Raw genomic sequence first — 4117 nt, forward strand, 5'->3', positions numbered from 1 at the left:
GATAAACTCGAAAATGTAAATTCTCGAATTTTCATGGGTGGTACCATATAATTTTGGTTCGATTCGGTGCTGACCACACGCTCAGTTTTTCCCAACATTTCGAGATTATTGAGCATGATTATTGGGCTTTCGTTGAATCGGAAGTTTTTAATCGGATATTTGATTTTTCCATCTTCGATATAGAAAGTTCCGTCACGGGTAAGACCAGTCTGGAGAAGCGTTTGTGGGTCAACTGAGCGGATATACCAAAGTTTTGTCACTAAAATGCCTCTTTTGGTGCTTTTTATCATCTCATCGAGCGTTGCATCGCCACCAAGCATAATAAAATTTGTTGGGAAAGGAATGGGTTTTACCCCTTTTTCTTTCGCCCAAAAACGAGAATAGGATAGGTTTTTAACTACACCTTTTTCAATCCACATACGTTTTTCTTGAGCTTGTCCATCGCCCGACCACGGAGATGCAGGCAAATCGGCATAAGCAGGGTCGGAGAAAATGGTTACTCGTTCATCGACAATTTTTTCGCCCAATTTTGTTTTTCCTCCTTGTTTGCTGAAAAACGAACGACCTTCGTCGGCACTACGAGCATCCATATCGAAATAAATATTTTCGAGCAAAACAGCCGCTGCGGTTGGTTCAAGAATTACTGTGTATTTACCTGGTTCGAGTGCTTTGGCATTTTTCGACCCGACTGCTTTTTGAATCGCAATTTTGGTAGCGGCAGCAGTATCGAGTTTATTTACATCGCTAAAACCTTTGATTACATAACCCGAACCAGTGCCATCTTCGGTGCGAACCGTGAGTGAATAATTGATATTGGTACTTTTGTAATACGCAAAAAGGCCTTTTGAGTTCATCATGGCCGAATAGCCTTTCGAGTCTTCCAAAAAGCCTGCTGCAACCAATTTTTGCTCACGAGTAAGTTTCAAACTCTTCATTACGGCTTCGGCACGAACATCGGGGTTGATATTGGCGGTTGAATCAAAATAGCCTTCTGACTTCATGTATTGTTGTGGCTCCAAAACACCCATGTATTCAGGGTTTTCGGGAGCAAGGCGAGCCAACTCTTCCGAGCGACGTACTACTTTTTCGAGCGAAGCATCATCGAATTCGTCGATTGTAGCCACACCAACTCTTTTACCAAAAGCCGATTGTACTTGTAGATTTTGATTGGTTAATGCACCGCTTGTCGAAACTTCATTGCGTGCATAGCGGATATTTCCGTTGATATTGGCCGAAATATTAATTTCACAATCATCGGCCTTTGAATAGCTCAAAACCTTTTTAAGCAAGGTTTTAGCTTCATTTTCTGATAATATGACTGACATGAATAATTAATGTTGAATGAGTGAATGATAGAAGGAGTGAATAGTGAATTCGCAACCTCGGCTACGCTCGGTTATCGAAATCGTAAATCCCAAATCCCAAATCGTAATTCGTAAATCTTCTTACACTTTCCTTGCCGTATTGATTACATTAACACCATTGAAACGAGCTGTTGCACTTCCGTGCGAAACGGCACTCGATTGTGATGGTTGTCCCTTGCCATCAAAGAATGAACCTCCGAGTCTATAATCACGTTCGTCACAAATTTTTACGCACGAATTCCAAAACTCTTGCGTATTTGATTGATACGCCACGTCTTTGAGCATTCCTGCAATTTGTCCATCTTTAATTTCGTAATATAACTGTCCGCCAAATTGGAAATTATAGCGTTGTTGGTCGATAGAGAATGAGCCATCGCCAATGATATATATTCCTTTCTTAACGTCTTTAATCATTTCAGCTACCGTCAAAGGTGTTTTTCCCGCAGCCAACGAAACATTGGCCATACGTTGGAATTGCACCGACGACCAGCTATCAGCATAACAACATCCGTGCGATGCTGTTTCACCGATGATGTGTGCTTGGTCACGGATAGCTTGATAATTTACCAAAGTACCGTCTTTTACCAAATCCCATTGTTTGGTTTTTACGCCTTCATCGTCCCAACCAACTGCACCGAGTGAACCAACTTGCGTTTTATCGGCAAAGAAGTTTACTTCCTTGCTGCCATAATTGAAGTTTTTGCTTTGCCATTTATCGAGCGTAGCGAAAGACGTTCCGGCAAAGTTCGCTTCGTAGCCCAAAACACGGTCAAGTTCGAGTGGGTGACCTACTGATTCGTGAATCGTTAGCCACAAATGAGAAGGGTCAAGCACTAAGTCGTATTTTCCTGCCTCAACTGATTTTGATGTTAGTTTTTCTTTGGCTTGTTTGGCTGCGGCAGTAACGTCTTCGAGCATATCGTAACCCTTGTTGTAGCGTGTCGTGATGCCCGTAACTTTATCCTTCGGATTGGTCTGTAAATACTCATAACCCATACCAACTGGGGCAGAAAGTGCCTGACGAGTTTCAAATTTACCCGTTTTTGGGTCGATGGCAGTTACTGAGGCAATCGGCCAAATTCTGTGAATATCTTGGTCGATGTATGAACCATCCGATGAAGCAAAGTACTTTTGCTCATTGACCATAAACAATACCGAATTGACATAATTTGCCCCGTTTTTCAAGGCAGCATCATTTACTCCAAGAAGTAAATCAACTTTTTCTTTGATTGGCACTTCAAACGAATTTCGTTGAATAGGTGCTTTCCAACTAACCTCACCATAGCCATTTTGTGGAGCAAGGATTACGGGTTGAGACATGAGTTTTGCATTGGCTTTCGCAATCGCAACCGCCTCTTCGGCTGCACGTGCGGTGTCGGCTTCTGATTTTGCATCAACCACGGCTGCAAATCCCCAACAACCGTTGGCAATTACTCGCACACCTACGCCATAAGACTCGGTATTGACAATGTTTTGAACTTTGTCTTCACGAGTAACCACAAATTGATTGAGATAACGACCGATACGAACATCGGTGTAGGTAGCTCCTTTGGCTTTTGCGGCATTGAGAGCAGCATCGGCAAGGCGTTTCTTGACTGCAACATCAATTGCTCCGTCAATTAATGCTTCTTGCGATACCGAGTTTCCGATAATCGGAATACCAGCAGATGGCATATTAGGCAAAATGAGTCCGCCAAAACCTAAGCTGGATAACTGGATAAAATCTCTTCTTTTCAAAGCTTTTTCGGTTTTTGTGTAAAATAATAAGTTTATAAATGAAGTCTAATTTATAGAATATTCTTTTAAGCTTAAAAATTGTAGGTTGGATTTTGATAAAAGGTAATAAGTCTTGTTGAATGGAAGGTCTCTTTGTGATGATAAAACGTTTGTATAAACTATTCAAAGAACACATGAGACATTTTAATAATAAAATTTGATAGAACTAAGGTTCATTGCCGTCTGCTTTAGCTGACGGAATCTTGGATGAAAACAAAACATATTTTGACTTTAGTCGAAATTTGTGGTTTGACTAAAGTCAAATTTGTTTGTTTTAATGTATCCATCAGTTGAAACTGACGGCAATGTATTTATCCTATTTAATTTTACACCGCATCAGATAAACTACTGAATGTAAAGTCTCTGATTTTGAGTGGCGGAACCAAACAACCACCTACACGAGTCGGTTTGCCCATTGCTTCAAGGTTATTGAGCATAATAATTGGGCTTTCGTTGAAACGGAAGTTTTTGATTGGGTATTTGATTTGTCCTTTCTCGATGTAGAAAGTTCCATCACGAGTAAGTCCTGTGTACAATAATGTTTGAGGGTCAACGGCACGGATATACCAGAAACGTGTAACTAAGATGCCTTTTTCTGTTCCTTTAATCAAATCGGCCAGAGATTCGTTTCCACCAGCCATGATAAAGCCCGCAGGTGGAGCAATTGCTTTTACGCCTTTTTTATCTGCCCAAAATCTTGAATAATAAACGTTTTTCACAACGCCATTTTCAATCCAAGAGATTTTTTCTTGCGGACGACCATCGCTACCACCGCCACCAAAACGGCCTCCACCGCCACCACCACCAAAGCCCGAGCTTGGAATTTCGATATTGGTTGGGTCAGAATAAATATTTACTCTTTCGTCGAATAGTTTTTCGCCTAAACGAGTACCGCCACCTTTTTTGCTCAAGAAACTACGTCCTTCGTCGGCATTTCGTGCATCCATGCTTCGCATCATGTTTTGCAATAAATCAAT

3 protein-coding genes are annotated in these 4117 nt (G+C 41.2%); all 3 read right to left on the reverse strand.

Annotated features, from left to right (window positions below; all coding sequences use genetic code 11):
* Positions 1-1325, reverse strand: a 1325-nt coding sequence (locus tag ACOVO2_RS01750) for a TldD/PmbA family protein (RefSeq protein WP_421768318.1), incomplete at its 3' end; no start/stop codon positions are given.
* Between the two features lie 120 nt (positions 1326-1445).
* Positions 1446-3101, reverse strand: coding sequence for a TldD/PmbA family protein (locus ACOVO2_RS01755; protein ID WP_421768319.1), 1656 nt, complete (start codon positions 3099-3101; stop codon positions 1446-1448).
* 365 nt (positions 3102-3466) lie between these two features.
* Positions 3467-4117: metallopeptidase TldD-related protein (locus ACOVO2_RS01760; RefSeq protein WP_421768320.1), on the reverse strand; the 651-nt coding region annotated here is incomplete at its 5' end.

It is taken from the genome of Emticicia sp. (genome assembly GCF_049241225.1).
GTDB lineage: Bacteria > Bacteroidota > Bacteroidia > Cytophagales > Spirosomataceae > Emticicia.